The 19,172-nt window shown below is 55.8% G+C and carries 17 protein-coding genes and 2 tRNA genes; 1 reads left to right on the plus strand and 18 read right to left on the minus strand.

Translation table 11 applies throughout. The features are described from left to right. From RMO15_RS24435 to RMO15_RS24520, 18 genes are all read right to left on the minus strand, one after another. Positions 1-698 (minus strand): Gfo/Idh/MocA family oxidoreductase (locus RMO15_RS24435; protein ID WP_309718735.1); only part of this gene is annotated, 698 nt, incomplete at its 3' end. Continuing rightward, on the minus strand, positions 695-1,447 hold the full coding sequence (locus RMO15_RS24440; protein ID WP_309718739.1) for a ThuA domain-containing protein: 753 nt from the start codon (positions 1,445-1,447) through the stop codon (positions 695-697). The genes RMO15_RS24435 and RMO15_RS24440, both read right to left, overlap by 4 nt. A 60-nt stretch (positions 1,448-1,507) precedes the next feature. Then, positions 1,508-1,906, minus strand: a complete 399-nt coding sequence (locus tag RMO15_RS24445) for a cytochrome C oxidase subunit IV family protein (protein WP_309718746.1) — start codon at positions 1,904-1,906, stop codon at positions 1,508-1,510. A 7-nt stretch (positions 1,907-1,913) separates the two neighbouring features. Then, positions 1,914-2,882, minus strand: a complete 969-nt coding sequence (locus RMO15_RS24450; protein WP_309718749.1) for a cytochrome c oxidase subunit 3 — start codon at positions 2,880-2,882, stop codon at positions 1,914-1,916. Continuing rightward, positions 2,879-4,636 carry a cbb3-type cytochrome c oxidase subunit I gene (locus RMO15_RS24455; RefSeq protein WP_309718752.1) on the minus strand — a complete coding sequence of 586 codons (1,758 nt, stop codon included), beginning with the start codon at positions 4,634-4,636 and terminating at the stop codon, positions 2,879-2,881. The genes RMO15_RS24450 and RMO15_RS24455 overlap by 4 nt, the downstream gene beginning before the upstream one ends. Then, positions 4,633-5,688 (minus strand): cytochrome c oxidase subunit II, encoded by a 1,056-nt coding sequence (coxB, locus tag RMO15_RS24460; RefSeq protein ID WP_309718755.1) that lies wholly within the window; start codon positions 5,686-5,688, stop codon positions 4,633-4,635. The genes RMO15_RS24455 and coxB overlap by 4 nt, the downstream gene beginning before the upstream one ends. Before the next feature lie 24 nt (positions 5,689-5,712). After that, positions 5,713-6,570 (minus strand): SCO family protein, encoded by an 858-nt coding sequence (locus RMO15_RS24465; protein ID WP_309718758.1) that lies wholly within the window; start codon positions 6,568-6,570, stop codon positions 5,713-5,715. Continuing rightward, the gene (locus RMO15_RS24470) at positions 6,570-6,995 is read right to left on the minus strand and encodes a hypothetical protein (protein ID WP_309718761.1); all 426 of its coding nucleotides are present in this window, start codon (positions 6,993-6,995) and stop codon (positions 6,570-6,572) included. Before RMO15_RS24470 ends, RMO15_RS24465 begins: the two co-directional genes overlap by 1 nt. A gap of 2 nt (positions 6,996-6,997) precedes the next feature. After that, positions 6,998-8,152: a hypothetical protein gene (locus tag RMO15_RS24475; RefSeq protein WP_309718764.1), complete on the minus strand. Its 1,155-nt coding sequence runs from the start codon at positions 8,150-8,152 to the stop codon at positions 6,998-7,000. 62 nt (positions 8,153-8,214) lie between these two features. Then, the gene (locus RMO15_RS24480) at positions 8,215-9,243 is read right to left on the minus strand and encodes an OmpA family protein (RefSeq protein WP_309718767.1); all 1,029 of its coding nucleotides are present in this window, start codon (positions 9,241-9,243) and stop codon (positions 8,215-8,217) included. Between the two features lie 11 nt (positions 9,244-9,254). After that, the gene (locus tag RMO15_RS24485; protein WP_309718769.1) at positions 9,255-9,815 is read right to left on the minus strand and encodes a DUF3341 domain-containing protein; all 561 of its coding nucleotides are present in this window, start codon (positions 9,813-9,815) and stop codon (positions 9,255-9,257) included. Continuing rightward, the gene (nrfD, locus tag RMO15_RS24490) at positions 9,815-11,233 is read right to left on the minus strand and encodes an NrfD/PsrC family molybdoenzyme membrane anchor subunit (protein WP_309718772.1); all 1,419 of its coding nucleotides are present in this window, start codon (positions 11,231-11,233) and stop codon (positions 9,815-9,817) included. The genes RMO15_RS24485 and nrfD overlap by 1 nt, the downstream gene beginning before the upstream one ends. Then, positions 11,234-14,455, minus strand: a complete 3,222-nt coding sequence (locus RMO15_RS24495; RefSeq protein ID WP_309718775.1) for a TAT-variant-translocated molybdopterin oxidoreductase — start codon at positions 14,453-14,455, stop codon at positions 11,234-11,236. 10 nt (positions 14,456-14,465) lie between these two features. After that, on the minus strand, positions 14,466-15,239 hold the full coding sequence (locus RMO15_RS24500) for a cytochrome c3 family protein (RefSeq protein WP_309718778.1): 774 nt from the start codon (positions 15,237-15,239) through the stop codon (positions 14,466-14,468). Between the two features lie 121 nt (positions 15,240-15,360). Continuing rightward, positions 15,361-17,244, minus strand: a complete 1,884-nt coding sequence (locus tag RMO15_RS24505; RefSeq protein ID WP_309718781.1) for a heme o synthase — start codon at positions 17,242-17,244, stop codon at positions 15,361-15,363. Between the two features lie 120 nt (positions 17,245-17,364). Further along, entirely contained in the window at positions 17,365-18,174 is an 810-nt protein-coding gene (locus RMO15_RS24510) for a prephenate dehydrogenase/arogenate dehydrogenase family protein (RefSeq protein WP_309718790.1), read from the minus strand. Positions 18,175-18,239: 65 nt separating this feature from the next. Then, positions 18,240-18,320: transfer RNA gene (locus RMO15_RS24515), tRNA-Tyr, on the minus strand. Positions 18,321-18,363: 43 nt separating this feature from the next. Beyond that, a tRNA-Thr gene (locus RMO15_RS24520) sits at positions 18,364-18,435 on the minus strand. Positions 18,436-18,527: 92 nt separating this feature from the next. On the opposite strand from RMO15_RS24520, the gene RMO15_RS24525 reads away from it, so the two are divergent. Then, a partial coding sequence (locus RMO15_RS24525) for an acyltransferase (protein WP_309718792.1) occupies positions 18,528-19,172 on the plus strand: 645 nt, incomplete at its 3' end.

Here is a 19,172-nt window from a genome sequence, read left to right on the forward strand (position 1 = left end):
CCCTCAGCGCACCACGAGCCTCGGTAGGTGAAGCGCAGGCCATTTGCCATCTCAAAGAGACACGTCGCCGATGCTGCACCTTTGTACCAGGACCACGCGGGGTTAAACTCCTCCGCATAGACAGAAACAGGGTCAGAGCCAGAGAGATAGCGTGCCTGGTCAAACGAATGGATGGCCATGTCAAGAAGCAAGACATGATCCATCTCATCACGAAAGCCCCCAAAGTGCGCTCCGATATAAAAATCGGCGTTCAGGATTCCCAGCGAGCCGCAAGTATTCTCGATTAGCCGACGATAAGCACGGATACGATTGTCATAGCGCCGCGACTGGCTGACCATGTAGAGCTTGCCGGCTTTTTCGCTCGCCGCGACCATCGCCCGAGCGGCCTCCATCGAGTGCGCCATCGGCTTCTCACCAATCACGGGAATCCCGTGGGCTAGTGCCGTGAGGGTCACATCATGGTGGGCCTCGGGGATAGTCACATCTACCACAAAGTCGGGCTGGGTTTCGGCGATGGCCTTCTCTAGCTCGATGCCAGTCCAGACCCCCGAAATTTCATGCTTTTCGGCAGCAGCAGCAGCGGCGCCTTCGCGAATATCCACCCAGCCCGCCAACATCACCTGATCGGAGTGGGCGACGAGGTTCTTGGCCCAGCCTTGTCCCATTCCCCCCGCCCCGACCAGCAGTGCGCGTCTCACGATTTCTTTTCCCAACCAAGGTTCGGATTGGTCTCAAACCAGCCCTGTGGTGCATGCGGACAGACCCGAATACCAAGTTCCGTGGTCGGTGCGGCCCACTTGCAAGCGTTGGCGATCACACGGCGAATCTCCGGCTGGAAGTAGATGGGATACGTCTCGTGGCCAGGCGAAAAATAGAAGACTTTGCCTCGTCCCCGGTTCCAACAGCAGCCGGAGCGGAAGACCTCGCCGCCACCATAGCTGGAGATAAAAACGAGCTCATCGGGCTGAGGAATGTCAAAGTACTCCCCGTACATCTCGGTGAGGGGCACAGTAAAGACGGGCGGGAGCCCCTCGGTGATAGGATGGCCGGGGCGCACCGTCCAGACCCGCTCGAAGTCGTCGTCGCGCCAGATCAGCCCACACGTCGTCCCCATGAGCTTGCGGAAGATTTTGGAGAAGTGGCCCGAGTGCAGGACAATCAGTCCCATGCCTTCGAGAACCCGCTTATGGACTTTCTCCACAATGGCATCGTCCACTTTGTCGTGGCCCATGTGTCCCCACCAGGTAAGGACATCCGTGCTCGCCAGGATCTCATCGGTGAGGCCATGCTCTGGCTGATCAAGAGTCGCGGTTCGCACGGTGGCACTCTCACCCAGTAGCTCACGCAGCCCCTCGGCAATCGCGTTGTGCATGCCATTAGGATAGACTTTCTGCACAGCTTCATGCTGCTTTTCATGGAGGTTTTCCCCCCAGACTGTAACAATCATTGTTGATCCTCCAAAAGCAAAAGCCCGACGCAGATGCGCCGGGCATGGGTTATTTCTTGTCTAGTAACGGACGAAGGGCTGTTCCCAGCCACCCTGTGAGGGCCGATTACGGTAGTCAATAAAAATTCCCGCCATGAGCATCAGCCAAACAAAGCCTAGCACCGCCCAGAGCCAAGTCAGCTTCGTGCTTCCTCGGACGTTCATGAAGTTGTAGACCACAAAACCCGCTTTGATCACCGCGACAATCATCGCCACCACAAAGTTCATCCCTACCCAGCGTGTTGCCGCACTGAGATCAATGTAATAGAGAACCACGGTGACGATCAGTAAGACGAAAAGTATCGCGTAAGTGAGCCAGTAGAGCGAGGGTTTCGGATGCTGGATAACCTCGACAGCAGGGTTCACAGGCCCGTGCCCGTGTCCATGATCGTCGTGTCCGTGTGCAATATCAGCCATCATCTTTCCTTTACGAGATTAGGTACATCAGCGGGAACAAGAAGATCCACACGATGTCCACAAAGTGCCAGTACAGGCCAATCATTTCCAGCGGCATGTAGTCGTCTACACAGGGGTGCTTGATCCAGTAGAAGAACATTAGCAGCACCATCATCGCAATCCCAATCGAGACGTGGATGCCATGAAGCCCTGTCATACAGAAGTAGATACTCATGAAGAGCCGGGCATGCTGCGCCTCTGCGTTATAGTGCGTGAAAGCGACATTAGGCACAGAAAAAGCAATCGTTCCATTGGGTATGGACGTTAGTCTCTGGTCCATTCCCGCCGTAAGCTTGGCAGTCTGTGTGGCTGGAATCTCTAGCCCCTCTTCGCTCAGCTTCGCGCCTGCCTTCTCGGCCTCTTTCATCGCTGTCCAGGCACGATTGGCGCGTGGATTCTCCGCATGACCGCCACTATCGTGACCGGCGTGCTCTGTCTTGAGAATATAGAGCGCACGGGCATAGTTGAAGTTGCGATCCGGGTAGAGACCTTCATGTAGCTTATTGGTGTACTCGAAGTACTTTACTACCATGAAGACCATCGCACAGGCTACCACTGTCCCAATCCAGAGGATCGTTTTAATCCGCTGGCCGATCTGGGCATTGTAGACCGCAAGCACCATAAAGAGCGAGCTCGTCAGCAGTACCGCTGTATTGATTGTCCCGAGCCAAGGAAAGCCGCCTTTCATCAAGCCCAGGAAGTTGTACTGGAGCAAGAACTGGTGCGCTTCCAAGTAGGTATCGAAGTACATAACTCGGTAGAGAGAGTACGCCAGAAACAGCCCTCCGAAGAACATGATCTCTGTTACCAGAAACGACCACATCCCTACCAGATAGCTCTCGTTTTGCTGGTGAATGTTCTCGTACTGCATCGAGACCCGCTGCCCAGCACCGTGCGAATGCTCAGCCCCTGCGTTAGGCTCTAGAGCGTGCAGACTCATACGTGGGTCTCCTCTCGGACGGGAGACGCATGCTGCGGATCCTTGTCATGATCATGGGCATGATCTAAGATATCGTGGGCAGGATGCTCTCCGTGGTACTCGTAAGCTTCCCACGTGACCACCGGGATCTCCAGGAAGTTGTGCGTAACAGGCGGAGAGGGAATCGTCCATTCCAGTCCAACCGCTCCCCAAGGGTTAGCAACGGCTTTCTCACCCTTAAACCAGGACCACAACAAGTAGCAGACCGGCATCATGAAGCCAATTCCAAGGACGGTGGAGCCTGCGGATGAGGCGACGTGCCAGATCTGGTACTCCGGTGCGTAGAAGTGGTAGCGGCGTGGCATTCCCAAGTAGCCCACAATAAACTGCGGGAAAAAGGTCATGTTAAAACCGACAAACTGGATGATCGCGGAGAGCTTTGCGGGAAACTCAGGGTAGAGGCGTCCTGTCATCTTGGGCCACCAGTAGTGCAAGCCGCCCATGAAGCCTAGCAAGGCCCCTCCCACCATCACATAATGGAAGTGCGCCACGACAAAATACGTCGCTGTCAGGTGTACATCTACAGCGATTGCCGCTAGGTACATGCCCGTCAGTCCACCGATAACAAAGAGACCGATAAAGCCTAGTGCAAAGATCATGTGGCTGGAGAGCTCAACACTCCCCTTGAAGATCGTCGCAATCCAGTTAAAGACTTTTACGGCAGAGGGCACGGCCACTAAAAACGAGATGATTGAGAAGACCATGCTCGAGTACATAGACTGAGCCGTCGCAAACATATGGTGGCCCCACACCACAAACCCGAAGGCTGCAATGGCCAGCGACGACATGGCAACAAACTCATAACCAAAGATTCGCTTTTTACAGTTGGTAGCGATGATCTCGTTGATGATTCCAAGGGCAGGAAGCATCATGATATAAACCGCAGGATGCGAGTAGAACCAGAACATGTGCTGGAACAAAACCGGATCGCCGCCCAGCTCGGGAGAGAATATTCCGAATCCTAGCGTTCGCTCTACCAGAACCACCAGAAGAGTTACTGCCACAACGGGCGTTCCCAGCATAATGATGACGGAGGTCGCATACATCGCCCACACAAAGAGCGGTAATCGAAACCAAGTCATTCCGGGGGCACGCATCTTGTGCACCGTGACAATAAAGTTCAGTCCTGTAAAGATGGAGGAGAATCCCCCGAGAAACACTCCCATCAGACAGAGAGCCACGTTTCCGTTGGCATAGATACTTGAGTAGGGCGTATAGAACGTCCAGCCCGTATCCACTCCTCCTGAAAAGAGAGAGATCAGAATACAGGTTCCACCCGCCATATAAACATACCAAGAGAGTAAGTTTAAGCGCGGGAAGGCCAGGTCGCGTGCCCCAATCATCAAAGGGAGGGCAAAGTTCGCCAAAATTGCCGGAACTGCCGGAATCAGAAACAAAAACACCATGATGATGCCGTGTGCCGAGAAAACTCGGTTGTAGGCATCACTGGAGAGAATCTGTCCCTTGGGCGCAGTCAGTTCCAGCCGAACCAGACCTGCAGCGAGTCCTCCTAGTAAGAAGAACATAGAGACGGAGAAGAGATACAGGAGCGCAATGCGCTTGTGGTCAACCGTCAGCAACCAGGACTTGATTGAGAAATCGGTGTTGATATAGTTTTCATTATCCACACCATAAGGGCTCTCCCCATGAGCAGCACGGGTATGACCGTGTGACACCACGGGGGCATCGTGACTATCTAAAGTACTCACGCTCATTGGTATTGTTCTCCTCCATACATATAACGAAACTGCTGATTATCGGTGCTGGCCGGGATGGATTCATCCGCAGGTGTGCCTCCATGAGGCTCCTCTTTGGTTCCAAGTGTCTTGACATAGGCATTGATTGCCACGACATCACCTTCTGCCAAGACACCTTTATAAGAAGGCATCCCTTGGGGCCAGCCTGCGAGAGCAAACTCATCAGGATAGAGGATAGCATTTCGCAAATACGCATCATCCGCCGTCACGATCTTACCGCTAGCAAGCTGGCGCGTCTTGCCAAAAATCCCCGCAAGCGAGGGACCTCGTTTGGCAGCATCGGACCCGCCGCCGCCATGACAGCCGGCACACTGAAATTTTTCGTACAGTGCCTTGCCCTGCTGTGCCAGAGAGAGTCCTCCACGTGTCGCTTCGATCCCACCGGGATTGACAGCACGTCCTCCACCGCTGGCAGCCCACTTATTATAGTCGGCGCGGCTCATCACGTAGACCCAGCCTCCCATCTCGGAGTGCTGTGTACCACAGTACATATTGCAGTAGATATGGTACTTGCCAATTCGGGTGGGTTTAGCCCACATCTGCGTGTACTCGCCCGGCTGAACCTGGCGCTGCATACGGAACTCAGGAATAAAGAACGCATGGATCACATCTTGTGAGATCATCGTGAACTTCACCGGCTCATCTACCGGGATATGAAGCTCATTATTCTCACGGATACCATTGGCATGCTGCATATGCCACATCCACTGTTTCCCAATGATAAAGATCTCTTTGGCATTCTTGGGTGGTTGGTAGACCTCACCAAATAGCTTTGCAGACCAGACAAAGATTCCTAACCCCAAAACCAGGGCAGGAAGTGTCCAAGCCATCTCAAGCCCATTGTGGTGATCTACAGGGTTAGAACGATCCACATTGTTACCACGCTGATAGCGTGCCACCAGAAAGCCCATCAGTCCCAGCACCAGGACTGTTAAAATCACTGTTAGTGCAGTGAGCACCCAGTAGAGCACGTCTACGTTCTTCGCGTATTCCGATGCTGCCGGAGCCATAATCGGCATTTCACCCATCGGTACTCAGCCCTCTCTTCTCTGCTCCCGGGACTCGCGCCGGAAGCTAATAACCATAAACGAACCTAGGGCAATTGCAGTTGCGGTTCCCAGCACTTGCAGAAGCCGAAAAATAGCGAGCCCATAGGTATTTCTCTGCGGATCGTAGTGGTAGCAGAAAAGCAAAATCTTCTCCGCCACACTCCCGATACGGCCTTGTCCCGCTTCTGTTAGCGAGAGACGGACATCTTTGGCTTTGTAGCTCACTCCAAAGTGATAACGAGAAACTCGTCCCTTGGGAGTAACCATAAAAGTTGCGCTAGCATGTGCATATTGCCCCGTCTTGGCATCATAGACATACTTGTAACCCAGCGCATCGGCAACCGCTCGAATGTCTTTTTCTTCACCGGTCAGAAAATGAAAGGACTTTTCTGCTCCCGCTAAGCCAAGCAAGCTCAGATATTCTTGCTTCTTTGCCGTTGCAATCTCAGGTGTCTCCTTCGGATTGATCGAAATGACGACAACCTCAAAATCACGCCCAATCTGGTAGCCTAAACCGGGCTCATGCATGGCGGAGATTATCCCCTCCACCATCATGGGGCAGGTCCCCGTACACTTAAAGAACGGCATCACCAGCCAGACAGGTTTCGGCCCAAAGAACTCTTTCAGGGCAACGGGCTTGCCGGTCTCGCTCCGAAACATGGTCTCCAAGGGAAGTGCAGCATCCAGGTTCTGGTTGATTGAGACATCACGTGCCGCATTGATCCCCGTATCGAAGCGTGGGCGCGACCCAAACGGTGCTTGCTGAGACTGCCCCTGGGCAAAAGCGGAGGGAGCCAATGCCACAACCGCTGCTACCAGGGCGAGCTTACCGCGTTGGCACATTAGTGCTCACCCTCTCCACCAGCATACTTACCACTGCCGGGATAGGAGCTGTGCTCTTCTTTCGGAGCCTCACCGGTCACCCCGGAGATTCCGCGAGCAGCAAGAGTTGCTTTAGCCTTGTTAATCCCCTCGTGTAAAGTTGCTTCAGACGCCTTAAAGACTTCCATATCGAGCTTAGGATCGGCTTGAACCTGCGGATAGGGCGGGGTGCGAGGCTTTGTCACAAACGCAGGCACCTCACGCTCCAGTTTCGTCCAGTCGGGCGTAAAGAACGGGTAGGCAGCAAATTGAATGGCCATGATCGAGACCACGACAAATCCCGCAAAGATGCTCATCCAGCGAACAATGGCAGCAATATTGACATCACGATGCTCGTAGCCAAGCTCCGGGATCGTACCGTCGTTGATTTCATTTGAGCCATGCATAGTTAGTGTGCCTCCAAGGCGAGCTTAGTATCTTGAAGTCTTGTGTCGTGCAAAGGAAGAAGCTCGGTCTGCTTGAAGTTTCGCACGAAGAAGATCATCCAGACCCCTCCAATAAACACCAGTGCAGCCAAGTCAATCCAAAGCGTCGAGAACGCAATCGAGGCGGACTTGAAGAAAGGCACAACCTGCCACCAGACATCTATCGTTCGGAAGAAGAAGATCCACGCCGCGACAATGATCAGCAGGTGCGGTGTTCGCTTGCCCTTCCCTGAGAGCAGAGCCAGAAACGGCCCGAAGAACTGGAACACCACTATCGCAAGCCCAACGAAGACGAGAGGGCCTTCAAATCGCTGTACGAAGAAGACAATCTCCTCCGGCAGGTTACCCGACCAGATGATCAGGAACTGGGAGATCGTAAAGTACCCAAAGATCATGGTAAAGCCCAGCATCATATTGCCAAGGTCTTTGGTCAGCACAGGACTAATCGCAGCGGCAAAAGGGCGCATGGTTCGCATTGAGAGGACAAGTACCGTCCCAAAGGCAATCGTCATCAGAATTCCCGTTGCCATGTGCCATGCTCCGTAGAGCGTGGAGAAGAACATTGGGTTGAGCGACATCAGCCAGTCGGTGAAGGCGAAGGTCAGCAAGATCACATGCACAACACCGAGGGGCGGTGCAAAGCTCCGTCGCCACTCACCCCGCGCTTCATCCCGATCTAAGTCCTGAGCCTTCGAGGAAGCATTGAGCTTACTCATTGTCCAGATCCAGAAGGCAAAGTAGAACACAGCGCGGATCAGCCAGGCGGTGGGGTTGAGCCACTGCTGTTTCTGAATAGGGAGCTTGGCCATAAACGCCGGATCGGCCCAGGGGAAGACTGCGTGTCCTGCAACCGTCGCGATCGCGATGGGCACAAAGAACATCCCGATCAACCACAGATTTTTATTGCCAGCCTCCAGTACCTTCAGGATCGAGAGGCTCCATTGGGCACGGATCGTGTGGTGCAGAAACGTGAGGGTCGTACAGCCCAGGGTCAACGTCAGCCAGAAGATAAAGCCGTAGTGGTAGGCTCCTGCAAAGACCCGGTGGCTAGCGCTCTGGTCCGTGAAGTAGCCCGCAGCCAGCGCAATCGCACCGATCACGGCCATTCTCGTAGCCATGTTCCCTAGTTTCGTCAGCGTCGGAAGTGCCGAGGGGGCGTCGTGTATTTCGTGTTCCGTCATTAGTTTACGCCTCCTTGAACCGTCAGGGTAATACGTCGGTTCTTCGCACGGCCCTCCGCTGAACTATTGTCCGCGATGGGCTTGGCGGAGCCGTAGCCCTTCGCCAGAAGAGTACTACCAGGCACTCCCTTGCTCGTCAGAAAATCGCGAACCGAATTTGCCCGTTGGTCGGAGAGTGAGAGGTTACTTGCTGCCTTACCTTGAGAGTCGGTATGTCCCCCAACCTCCACTTTAGCGCCCGGATTTTTCTTGAGGATCTCCGCAACAGCAGCGAGAAACGTCTGTGCTTCGGGCTTCAGGGTAGCCTTCGCGGTGTCAAAAAGAACATCGCCTGTCAGCTTACTCATGGCACTATCGAGATCTTCTTGCTCTTTCTTAACAGCCTCAGGTGTTGGGGTTGCTGCGACAGGAGCGGGAGTAGGGTTGCCTACAGTGGGCACAGGAGAAGCAACAGCGGGTGGCGCTTCAGCCACTGCTCCACCGCTGGCAAGCTGGAGCGCACGAACATAGCTCACCACCGCCCAGCGATCGTTGTAGTCCTGGATGCGAGAAGCGTAACCATACATCGCGCCCTTACCGTGGGTAAGAACGTCGTAGATATAGCCATCTTCCGCTTTGAGCAAACGGGGCTGGTGTAGCGTGGAGGGGAGCTTCTGCCAGAACCCAAGGCCGCGCTGTGCTATAAAGCCATTGCCGTTACCCGTTGTTCCATGACAGGGAGCGCAGTAGACCGTGTAGCGGTTCTCACCGCGATCCAGCATCGCCTTGGGACCGCCAAAGCTCTTGACCGCCTCAGCGGGGATCTGCGCGACGAACTTACCGGCTTCTTTTCCCGTAGTAAAGGCATCGTTGGTGCGGAGCTTACCACGGGCAATCGTGCCTTCGGGCATTGCGCGGCTCGCCTGACGATCGGTGTAAAAATCGCTCTCGTAGTAGGCCTTCATCTTCGGCTGCTCCCACATGTCAATGTGACAGCCCGAGACAAGAGCACTTCCGCCCAAGAGCATCAGCCCTAGTGTGTATCGCATAGTTATCTTCACTACCGCGCTACCTCCGCAACATTCAGGGCTCCTAGCCCATTCAGGAACGCCGCCGTTTCATTTGGTTCGTACTTGGGATCTTTGGTCTCGATGCACAGGAAGTAGCGATCCTGAGTCGCACGATCAAAGTTCGGTGCATTAAAGATCGAGTGGTGGTAGCGAGGCAGACCATTGAGTGCCCACTGTGCAATAAAGGTCGTCAGTCCCGTACATAGAACCGTCATCTCAAAGGTGACAGGAATAAACTGTGGCCAAGTGTTAAGTGGCTTTCCACCAACATTCATCGGGTAGTCAATTACGGCGATGAAGTACTGTAGCCCAAAGCCTAAGAGACAGCCCGTGATTCCTCCAAAGAACGCAAACCAGGGAAGGCGGTCGTCGGTGCCGTTGGGAAGTGCTTCTGCAAGGCCATGAATCGGGAAGGGCGAGTAGGCATCGGTCTTCGAGTAGCCCGCTGCCGTCGCACGCTTCGCCGCTGCCACGAGATCATCGGGAGAGTCAAACTCCGCGACCATTCCGTAGATTGGATTCTCAACGGGCCCATGTCCATGTGCTGACATTAGTGAGCCTCCTCTTCATGGGCCGCGTGAGCGTCATGACCAAACGTGTGGTGATTTTTATACAGTAGATCGCGCATCTCAAAGATATTGATGAAGGGTAGTACCTTGATGAACATAAAGAGCAAGAAGGTGAAGAAACCCATCGTCCCCAAAAAGAGTAGCCAGTCCCAGAGGGTCGGAGAGTAGTAGCCCCAGGAGCTGGTCAAGAAGTCACGGGTAAGCGACATCGGGATAATGATGAAGCGCTCCAGCCACATTCCGATTCCAATAATGATACTGGTAACAAAGAGGAACGGGACATTCTTACGGAGCTTGTGATACCAGAGTGCCTGCGGCCAGATACCGTTACAGAAGATCAGCGCCCAGTAGAACGGTGCATAAGGACCGGCAAATCTATGGTTGACCACGGCAAGCTCGTAGACATTTCCCGAGTACCAGCTATAGAAGATCTCCAAGACGTAGCCATAGAAGACGATCAAGCCCGTTGCCAGTGTAATCTTGGCCATCCAGTCGAGGTGCTTCTCGGTGATAAAGTCCTTGAGACCGTAGAGCGCACGAAGCGGCAACCCGAATGTCAGTACCATCGCAAATCCCGCAAAGACGGCTCCTGCCACAAAGTAAGGCGGGAAGATGGTCGTATGCCAGCCAGGGACAATTCCGACGGCGAAGTCGAAGCTAACGATCGTGTGTACCGAGAGAACGAGCGGGGCGGAGATACCTGCCAGGATATTGGTCGCCTGCTCGTAGCGGAACCAGTGCTTGGCACTTCCTCGCCAGCCGAGTGCCGCCGCGCCGTAGAGAACTTTGGCGATCATGCTCTGGGAGCGGTCACGCAGGGTTGCAATGTCCGGCACCAGTCCTAAGAACCAGAAGAGCATCGAGATCGTAAAGTAGGTCGAGACAGCAAAGACGTCCCACTCCAGCGGCGAGCGCGTCTGCGGCCACATTCCCAGAATGTTCGGGTAGGGAAAGAGCCAGTAGTCACACCAAGGACGCCCTGTGTGAAGCAGCGGGTAGAGTCCCGCACACATCACGGCGAAGATCGTCATCGCCTCCGCAAAGCGGTTGATCGAGTTACGCCAAGACTGGCGCATCAGCAAGAGAATCGCCGAGATCAGTGTCCCCGCGTGGCCGATACCAATCCACCACACAAAGTTAACAATGTCCCATGCCCAGCCTGCGGGCTGGTTGTTTCCCCAGATACCGGTTCCCCGCAGGATCAGCCAGGTGATCGCCATCAGCATGACGTTCAGCCCGACAAAACCAATGGCGGTCACAATAAACCAGACCAGCGGCGGACGCGGGTTTAGAACAACGCGTGCAATGATGTCTGTAATAGACTCATAGTCGTGCTCGTTGTCAATAAAATTTTCGGGGATGAGCTGCGTGCGCTTGCCACCCATCGGTTCCGTTGCCATCTAGTGCCCTCCCTCCGCCGCCACCGGCTTTACCAGCGCGGGGTTCGGGTTCTTGATCTTCGCCATGTACGTCGTTCGTGGACGAGTGTTGAGCTCGGCCAGGAGCGCGTAGTCATGAGGTTGTTGCTTCAGCAAACTCACCTTGCTCTTGGGGTTGTTGATATCCCCAAAGACAATTGCCTGTGTCGGACAGACCTGCTGGCAGGCCGTGATAATCTCGCCATCCTGAATCTCGCGGCTCTCTTTTTTGGCCTCGATTCGGACGTCGTTGATGCGCTGGACACAGTAGGTACACTTCTCCATCACACCACGGCCTCGCACCGTTACATCGGGGTTTGAGAGCATCTTCAGAACGGGCTTTTCAAAGTAGTTGAGCGTGGTCGCTCCTCCCGCGCCCTGTGTCCACTTTAAGAAGTTAAAGCGTCGGACTTTGTAGGGGCAGTTGTTGGAGCAGTAGCGCGTCCCCACACAGCGGTTGTAGACCATCTGGTTGAGGCCCTCGTGACTGTGCACGGTCGCGGCGACCGGACAGACCGGCTCACAGGGAGCTTTCTCACACTGCATACAGGGAATCGGCATGAAGTGGCTCTCGACATGCTCCAGATCTGCCGACTCAAAGTAGTGGTCAATGCGAATCCAGTGCATCTCACGCCCCGCCGCTACCTGGTCCTTGCCTACCGTGGGGATATTGTTCTCTGCTTGGCAGGCAATCGTACAGGCATTACAGCCGATACACGTGGTCAGGTCAATGCTCATGGCCCAGGCGTTGAACCCCGCCCGTGAGTACTCGGGATAGAGAGAGTTATAGCCCTCTTTGTTGACCTCCGACTTGACCGTCGGCTCCGCCGCCAGGTACTTCCAGTGATTACGGCCCAGACCAAAGGCATCATCGGCGGGGATCGTGGGAAGCTTGGCCACCTCGACCGGGTGCTCGTTATGCTCCCCCTCACTCTCGCCATGCGGTGCGACCCCAGCTCGTTCGGGATCAGCCTCATGCAGGTGGTGCAGGTGGCCCTTAGTCTCGACAAAGCGGGCAAGGGTCCCTGAGCGGACGATATCACGGTTCTTATGCTCCACAACATGAAGTGCTTCATTGACCCCGAACGGATCGGTGGTCTCGGAGCGCATCAGGTGGTGCGGCTGCGTGTAGGCCAGCTCATAGCTCTCATTGGTTGGCTTGACCGTCACACCCAATGCGTGGTTCAGGGAGCCACTGGTGCGAACCGGGTAAACATCAAAGCCCTGCTTCTCGCAGACCGCTCCGCCTTTTGTCCGTCCATAGCCCAAGAAGAGCGTGATTGTATCGTCGGGCTGGCCGGGCTGAACCCATACTGCCACTTTGACACTCGCCCCACCGACAGTCACTTCGATGAGCTTCTTACCGGAGTACTGGGCGATATTGACCGCGTCATTGTTTCCCTCGGAAGCGATCAGGCCGAGCTTCTTGGCCGTTTTCGGTGAGATCAGCGCGGCGTTGTCCCAAACAATCGTGGTGAGAGGCTTGGGCAGCTCCTGGAGCCAGGTATTATTGGCATAGCGCCCGTCCCAGATCGTCGGATCAGGGCGGAAGTTCACTTCCAGATCAGGGGATGCCGGTGTCTCGGGGAGGCTCGCCAGTAAGTTCGCAACGGGAGCCACCGTAGCAGCAGGGCTAGCCGTTCCAGGAAGCACACCGTCGTGGACGGCCTTGCGCCAGACCGGCTCTGCAATCGCGGCATGGTGCTGGCGGAGCAGCTCCATGCCCGTCAGAGGCTGCCCTAGCAGCAGAGCAATGACCTCAGTAGGCGTCTTGGTATCGTAGAGTGGCTCGACGAGTGGCTGCTGCAGTCCTACCGTCCCATCGTGCGCCTTCAGATCTCCCCAGGACTCCAGGCCATGCGACTCCGGCAAGGACCAGTGCGAAAGCTCCGCAGTCTCGTTTTCATAGTGGGAGAGATGCGCCCGGAGAGGACACTTCTCGGAGAGATAGGCTTTCTTAAGGTTCGCATCGGCAGGGGCATCGTAGATCGGGTTGCCGCCCAGGGTCAGCAAGAAGCTCACTTTCCCCGCTTCGATATCGGCAGAGAGTGCCTTGATGTCCGCCGCCTGATCGGTGACCTTGGCCTCAATCGGCGCATGGTAGGTAACGCCCTTACCATTGGCGCCAATCGCGGCGTTGATCGCGTGGGCAATGGCATGGAGCGCGGGCGACTGTTCATCACCCGGAATCACCACACCACTGCCGTTTTTCAGATCCGCCACCAGTGCGTTTAAGAACGCTTCGTCCACACCGGCGGGAAGCTGACCGGCTCCACTTCCCGTGATCTTTGTCAGTAGCACGCGGGCGACACGCTCGACATCGGTAGGCTTGACGGCTAAACGATGATCAGAGGAAGCTCCAGTGACCGTGTAGCTGCTCTCAATGGTGTAGAGACGGTTCATCTCGGGCTTGTCGGCGCGCACACGACGACCGTTGGCGAACTCACGGGCATAGCGAACCGAGCCGGGGAGGGTCAGCAGAAAGTCTGCATCCAGCGAGAGAATGGTCTTGGCCTGATCTAAGTGATAGACCGGCGTAAGAGGCTTCCCGAAAGCAAGCTGGGTGCCCTTGCGGACATTAACCTGCGAGAGCGGCTCCCACTGGATCCACTTGGCATTCGGGTAGGCACGGATAAACTTACCGATGGTCGCCGCATACAGGGGGCTCACGACAGTCGAGGTAACCAGGCGAATCCCCGCGCCACCGCTGGCAGCTTCTTTCTGAAGCACAGGGCGAGCAGTTGAGAAGAACTGATCCCATGTCCGAACTTCTCCGCGCTCGATCACGGACTGAGCGCGCTCCGGATCGTAGAGGGAAAGTAGCTCGGACTGTGTCCAGACATCGGTGGCTCCGAGGCTCGATGGGTGCTCGGGGTTGCCTTCGATCTTAACCGGACGACCTTCGTAAGAGCGCACCAGCACTCCTATTCCCAGGCCCCGGCTCTCCAGCGTGGTGGCGTAGTAGAGCGACTGACCGGGAACAAGCTGCTCCGGAGCGCGGACATAGGGCACCGACTTTGTCTGCGGCATGATGCGGCAGCCTGAGAGCCCGGCGAGCGCCATTCCCGCCCCCGTGAGCTTCAGGAAGTCACGGCGATCCAGGTCTAAGAGTGTCGCACGGTTGGGAAACTCTTCATCTACCCACTGCGTAAACTCTTCGGTCTTCGCCAGCTCGGCGTAGGATTTCCACTGTTTGGTCTTCATAATGTTCAAATTAGTGATGGCAAACGGCGCAGTCTGAGAGCTGCTCCACCTTAATGTTGTATTCCTTGACGAGCTTCTTGCCTTCTTCTAGCTCTTCGCCCTTACGGACGTACTGATCCCCTACCATGAGAGTCTGCTCTTCTTCCGTCAAGCCAGAGCCAGCCCACTCTTTCTTACCCGTTTTTTCGTCGTGCAGAACAGTGCCCGTCTTGGTCTTGCGGATTTTCTCGTAGAGGTCAAAAGCAGATCCAGGCTTACCAACGTACTTTTCGGGGTGACGGTGGCAGTCCAGACACCAAGTCATCTGGAAAGGTCGGCCTTTATAGGCCATCTGCATCGCCTGCACCGGGCCATGACAGTTGTTACAGTTCACGCCTCGGCTAATATGGATCGAGTGGTTGAAGTAAACGAACTCAGGCACTTTATTGAGGGTTGTCCACTTGAGCGGGACGTTTTTCTCATAGCTCTCCCGCACGGGCTCCAGAAGCGGGCTGTTGGACCAGACCTGCGAGTGGCACGACATACAGGTGTGAGTCGCCGGATAGCCTGCCTTGGCGGACTTCTCCACCGATGTATGGCAGTAGCGACAGTCCAGCCCAAGCTCGGTGACGTGGTGCTCATGGGAGAAAGGAACCGGCTGCTCAAAGGCAGTGCCTACTTTGGTGACATAGCCAGAGCGGGTAAACTGCGAGATCGTGATCATGGCTACCAGGGGGGAAGCGGCGACGCCGATAATGGCCAGCTTGCCGATCAGATTACTACTAGGTGCGAAAATATTTGGCATGGATAATCAGTCCTGACCGACCAGAAGTGCCGGTATAACTGCGAGGCGTAAAAAGCCCGCCACTTTGTACACGATTTCACGAATTTCAGCAAGACCTAAGACAGTCATTTATTTCTGTTCCTTAACCACTGCCAAAGCGCGCGTCCACAGCCAAAGCTAAGAACAATAGCGCCAGGTATAACATAGAATACTTATAGGCTTTCAGTGCAGAGAGCCGATCCGCCCCACGACGAAGCTTCCAGCTCTGTTGCACCAGCATTGCGCCCAGTGCAACCGCAGGAACCGCATAAAGCCCTCCTGCCAGTCCTTGTGCCACAGGCAAGAGCGAGACTCCGACCGTAATTACCGCGTAGAGAATGATCTGCGTAACGGTTCGCTTATCTCCGACCACCGCAGGAAGCATGGGCACACCCACCGCCGCATACTGGTCTTTGATGAGGAGGGCCAGCGCCCAGAAGTGCGCTGGAGTCCACACAAAGATAATAGCAAAAAGATACCATGCCAGTGCGCCCTTGAGATCGCCCGTGACGGCAGCCCAGCCCACCAGAGGTGGAAAACAGCCCGCCGCGCCTCCGATCACAATATTTTGCACCGTGCGGCGCTTGAGCAGTAGCGTGTAGATCACCACGTAGAAAACCAACCCACACAGGCTCAGCATCGCGGCGAGTAAGTTCGTACCAAGCCAGAGCGTGAAGAACGAGGCCAGCGCCATAACCAGAGCAAAACCCAGTGCCTGGTTTGCAGGAATCGTCGCTGTAACCGTCGGGCGCTTGGCCGTGCGGCTCATCTTGGCGTCAATATCGCGGTCAATGACCATATTGAAGGCATTGGCCGCCCCCGCCGAGCAGTAACCACCAACGAAGAGTGCGACAAAGAGCCCCAAGCCAGGCCAGCCATGTGCTGCCACAAAGGCCGCTGTCAAGGTGGTAAAGAGCAGTAGTGAGATCACGCGAGGCTTAGTCAGATTAAGATAGTCGCGCCAAGTCGCAGGCCCCGTAGGCTCCACGACTTTCTGCACAACCATGGCTTCCTTCTCTATTCCTGGCGAGAAAACAATATCCTCCACATGCACAACACCGTCCATGGACGCCGAGTAAGCCAACAAACAAAGTGCTACCCACGTGAAGTCCGCAAACATCAGGTGTATGACCTGCATTGCCACAGGAGCCCGGAGCCAGACATTAGTCAGACCGATCAGGATCTCGCAAAGGAAGATCCAGCCCAGCATACTCCCCCACCGGCGAGACTCTGTCGAAGGCCGCAGGTGCGCCACGAGCCCAGCAATCAGTATCAGGTAGAGCCCAACGGAGCCCGCGATATAGGGATGCCAGACACGGAGCTTCAGCAAAAACGGAGCGTTGGCGGCCTCAGCGAGGCGCATCACTTCCTCATGGCTACGTGCCGGGAAGAGCGTGTCCCCCAGTGCCGTGATCGCTCCCGAAACCCCCAGAACGAGCATGGCCAGAAACGCCAGCCCCAGCGCACCACTCACCGAGCCTTGGGCAAAAAGACGCACACGCGCTTTGCCACTCGCGTACCAGGCGGTGAGTGCCAGAGAAAAGAGCAAGAAAAATGTTGTGCAGAGATGCACCGACATCGCCACCGCACGCTCGACCGAGGCATTGTTCTCGACGTAGCCGCGCTTGACCAGCACAGCTCCGAGCAAAGCCTCGACAATCGTGAGTAGCAACACAACGGGTGCCGCACGGCGAATGTAATGTCCACGAGGATAGAGCAAAAATGCCCCTGCGACCAGAGCGAGCACCAGCAGGCCGTCTAAACCAGAGACAGCGCGGTGTGTAAACTCAATGATCGTATGAAGGTTTGGCGCGACCGGGATGATCTCCCCCTTGCATGTCGGCCAGTGTTGACCACAGCCCGCACCAGAGCCTGTCGCCCGCACGACGGTACCTACCAGGATCACCAAAAGGTTAAAAACCAGCACCGCCCACGCATAGCGGGCAAAGGCTGGGTTCTTATGGGAGGTGTTGATCTGGGTGTCCATTTCGCTTCTGAGAGTATAATACCGCACACTTTTAGTCATCCCCCATTCGACAGAGCCGAGTTCGTGAAAAAAATCACGAATTTTTTCGGGCTCCTAAATAAGAAACGCTTATTAAAAAAACTAGCCGCGCCAGCCTTTACGTAAGAGTGCTTCCAGACCCGGCGCATCTTCGGCATCAAGCGCCTTGAGCATACCGTCTAGTTCGCCTATGCAGCGATCCAGCGCATCCCCTAGCGCCTTGCGGTTCATCAGGCAGATCTCCCGCCAGAGTTCGGGGTCGCTACTGGCAACGCGGGTGGCATCTTTAAAGGAGGGACCTTCGAGCTTGGGACTCTCCCCCGCTATGGCCGAAAGTGCGTAGGCCAACAGATGCGGCAGGTGGCTGGTCGCGGCGACACTTCGATCATGTTCGTCCGCGGTCATGGTGATAACCCGGGCTCCTAGTCCTTCCACCAGCTGGGTGACCTTGGCAATGGCATCGGGACGTGTGCGGCTATCCGGGGTCAGTGCCCAGCTCGCGCCCTCGAAGAGATCGGCGCGGGCAAACTCCATCCCGCCCCGCTCTCCGCCCGCCATCGGGTGGCCTGGCACGAAAGCCCCGCCCAGCACTTGGCCCGCCGCGACAATCGCGGTCTTGACGGAGCCTACATCGGTGATCACAGCTTTCTCGGAGAGCGAAGGAGCAAGCCGGGCCAGCTCGGTGACAATGGCCTGAACCGGACACGCGAGAATAATCAGATCTGCCCCTGCAATCCCAATTCCCAGCATGTCGGTGCACTTGGCAACAGCTTTGCGCGTGGTTGCCTCGGCACGGGTGTGAGGATTGGTCTCCACCCCCACCACTTCTTTGGCCAACTTGCGCTCCCGCGCGGCTAACCCAATCGAGCCCCCTAAGAGCCCTACCCCAACAATGGCGATTTTCTGAAACATAGTTACTTTACATTCTGGCAAAAAAACGGGGCACTGTATAGTACAGCGCCCCGTTTTCTTTTTAATGGGCCGAGCAGGATTCGAACCTGCGTAGCTCGCGCGACGATTTTACAGACCGCCTCCTTTAACCACTCGGACATCGACCCACAATGTCCATTTCCTAAAAGAGCTTGTTAGCTCTCCAAACGAAGCCGACGACAGGACTCGAACCCGCGACCCGCTGTTTACAAAACAGCCGCTCTACCACTGAGCTACATCGGCAAGCTCGCCCCTACCAAGACGGCGACGCGGGTTGAATATTATCACGCTTCCTAGGGCCTCGCAAGCGATTTTCGCGTATACTTGAGAGAATTGTGAGAGCTTACTTCCCCCACCTCGACGGTCTGCGTGGCCTGGCGGCGCTGTATGTGGTCGTCCACCATGCCTTTTTGCTCTGCGCCCAGTCGTTTCCGATCCGTGCAAAAAACAATCTGACGGATGTCCTACTCTATGGTCACTTGGCCGTGGATGTGTTTATTGTGCTCTCGGGGTTCTGCCTGGCACTCCCGGAAAAAGCGCGTCCCGCCGGGGAGTTCTATCTCAAGCGAGCCAAGCGCATTCTGCCCGCCTACTTTGCCGTACTTGCTGCCTCGGTGGCGCACACGCTCTTCTGGAACGGTGGCCCGCTCGACTTCCGCGCCCTCGGACTGCATGCGCTTCTCCTGCAAGATCTCTTCCCGGAGACGATAGTGGCCTTCAACCAGCCGCTCTGGAGCGTCGCGGTGGAGTGGAAGATCTATTTTCTCTTTCCCGTGCTCCTCTGGCTGCTCGCCAAGCCGCGCGGCACGGCGCTGGTACTGGCCGGGACGGCGATTCTCGGCTACGGCCTGACCAATATTTTTCTGATGCAGGGCAAGCAAGCTGCGGAGCTGGGCCACACCTGCCCTTGGTATGTGTTTCTCTTTGGCATCGGTGTCTGTGCGGGCTGGCTAACAGCGCGCTGGGACGGCAAGCAAAAG

The sequence above is a fragment of the Armatimonas sp. genome (genome assembly GCF_031410135.1).
Lineage (GTDB): Bacteria > Armatimonadota > Armatimonadia > Armatimonadales > Armatimonadaceae > Armatimonas.

Bases quoted from the DNA above. Each gene is read 5' to 3' on its own strand.
- RMO15_RS24505 (WP_309718781.1), bottom strand. From the start codon at position 17,244: ATGGACACCCAGATCAACACCTCCCATAAGAACCCAGCCTTTGCCCGC.
- RMO15_RS24450 (WP_309718749.1), bottom strand. From the start codon at position 2,882: ATGAGTCTGCACGCTCTAGAGCCTAACGCAGGGGCTGAGCATTCGCAC.
- RMO15_RS24465 (WP_309718758.1), bottom strand. From the start codon at position 6,570: ATGTGCCAACGCGGTAAGCTCGCCCTGGTAGCAGCGGTTGTGGCATTG.
- RMO15_RS24510 (WP_309718790.1), bottom strand. From the start codon at position 18,174: ATGTTTCAGAAAATCGCCATTGTTGGGGTAGGGCTCTTAGGGGGCTCG.
- RMO15_RS24495 (WP_309718775.1), bottom strand. From the start codon at position 14,455: ATGAAGACCAAACAGTGGAAATCCTACGCCGAGCTGGCGAAGACCGAA.
- RMO15_RS24440 (WP_309718739.1), bottom strand. From the start codon at position 1,447: ATGATTGTTACAGTCTGGGGGGAAAACCTCCATGAAAAGCAGCATGAA.
- RMO15_RS24455 (WP_309718752.1), bottom strand. From the start codon at position 4,636: ATGAGCGTGAGTACTTTAGATAGTCACGATGCCCCCGTGGTGTCACAC.
- nrfD (WP_309718772.1), bottom strand. From the start codon at position 11,233: ATGGCAACGGAACCGATGGGTGGCAAGCGCACGCAGCTCATCCCCGAA.
- RMO15_RS24500 (WP_309718778.1), bottom strand. From the start codon at position 15,239: ATGCCAAATATTTTCGCACCTAGTAGTAATCTGATCGGCAAGCTGGCC.
- RMO15_RS24485 (WP_309718769.1), bottom strand. From the start codon at position 9,815: ATGTCAGCACATGGACATGGGCCCGTTGAGAATCCAATCTACGGAATG.
- RMO15_RS24480 (WP_309718767.1), bottom strand. From the start codon at position 9,243: ATGCGATACACACTAGGGCTGATGCTCTTGGGCGGAAGTGCTCTTGTC.
- RMO15_RS24445 (WP_309718746.1), bottom strand. From the start codon at position 1,906: ATGATGGCTGATATTGCACACGGACACGACGATCATGGACACGGGCAC.
- RMO15_RS24470 (WP_309718761.1), bottom strand. From the start codon at position 6,995: ATGCATGGCTCAAATGAAATCAACGACGGTACGATCCCGGAGCTTGGC.
- coxB (WP_309718755.1), bottom strand. From the start codon at position 5,688: ATGGCTCCGGCAGCATCGGAATACGCGAAGAACGTAGACGTGCTCTAC.
- RMO15_RS24475 (WP_309718764.1), bottom strand. From the start codon at position 8,152: ATGGCTACGAGAATGGCCGTGATCGGTGCGATTGCGCTGGCTGCGGGC.